2 pseudogenes are annotated in these 1,384 nt (G+C 74.0%); both read left to right on the forward strand.

What is annotated here, in order from left to right:
• Window positions 1-955, forward strand: a pseudogene (locus tag STRAU_RS01550) (plasmid transfer protein TraB); the annotation flags it as partial.
• 190 nt (window positions 956-1,145) lie between these two features.
• Window positions 1,146-1,384 (forward strand): annotated as a pseudogene (locus STRAU_RS01555) (hypothetical protein); the annotation flags it as partial.

The raw sequence follows: 1,384 nt of genomic DNA on the forward strand, positions 1-1,384 counted from the left end.
CCCGGCCCACTCCTGCCGCCAGGGCGCGGCGTGCGGCTGCCCCGGCATGCCGTTCATGGTCGCCTGGTTCGAGGAGGCCGCGAACACCCTGCGGTTCATCGGCGATGACGCGTTCACCGGCATCGCGCAGGAAGCCCGGTCCGCGGGCGCCGCCCTGGTGGTCTCCCTTCAGCGCCCGTCCTACGACCAGATGAGCACGAGCACGCGGGCCTCGCTGCCGTCCGTGGTCGCACTGGGCTGTGCCCCGGACGACGAAAATTTCTGCCTGCCCGACGAGGTCCTGGCCGCGGGCGCCCACCCGGGCGCGTGGCGCAACCGCAAGCCCGGCTACTGCTACGTCGTCTCGCCCGGCATCGACGAGGACCGCTACGCCTCCCCGGGACGCACCCTGCGCTTCACGCCGCGCTCCGTGGACACCATGCAGCTGCTCGCGCTGTGGGCGCAGCGCCACGGCGCCACCGCCGACTCCGTCACCGCGCGCGCCCTCAAGGGCGTGGCCGGAACCGCGTACACCGGCCGCGCCGCCCCCGACACGGGCAGCGCGCCGGCGGTACCGCGGGCCCGCACGGAGGAGGACCCGGGCGTGACGGAGGAGGGCTTGCTGGTCGACCCGGAGGACGCGGACATCGACGAGGAAGCCGAACTCCCCGAACCGCAGCAGGGCGACGACGTCCCGCTGTTCGGGCAGGAGACGGGCCGCAAGCCGACCCCGGCCGAGGCCCGCGAGCTCTTCGCCCAGGCGCTCGACGAGTTCGAGGCCGCGGGGCTGATGGTCGTGGGCCCGAAGGACTTCATGGACTGGTGCGACCGCCACGGTCTGTCCCGCCCGTGGGTGTCCGCGCGGCTCAAGGAAGCCGCCATCGAGGGCCGCCTGGAGCAGACGAACACCACCGGCCGGTGGCGGATCGTCCCCCGCCCCGACGACGGGACGCCCGCGGCCCTGACAGCAGCCTGACGCCTGACACCGTCACGGCCGCCTGACACCCAAACCCCTAGGCACACGCGGCGTCACGCGCCCTGACAGTGGGCCGCTGACACCGCCTGACACCCCCGCCTGACACCCGGGCCCAAGACCCGCACACCCCGCGCACAGGCGCCACGCGCGGGGTGTGCTGGTGCCCGGCCAGGCCAGAAGGGAGCACAGGATGCCCTACCCCGAGCGGCCCACCGCCGTCGAAGTCCATCACCCCATCCCGATCACGCCCGTTGAGCCGTACACGGCGCCGCTGGTGCCCGCGCAGTCGGGCATCGAGCGTGAGCCGGTGGTGTGGGTGCCGGACGCCTACGGGCGCATGGTCCCCATGCCCAAGCACCTCGCCCCGCCGCCCGTCTTGGCCTCCGAGCCACGTGACCTGTCGCCGATCCCGCTGCTCGATCCCGTCGC

This window comes from Streptomyces aurantiacus JA 4570, from assembly GCF_000414115.1.
GTDB lineage: Bacteria > Actinomycetota > Actinomycetes > Streptomycetales > Streptomycetaceae > Streptomyces > Streptomyces aurantiacus_A.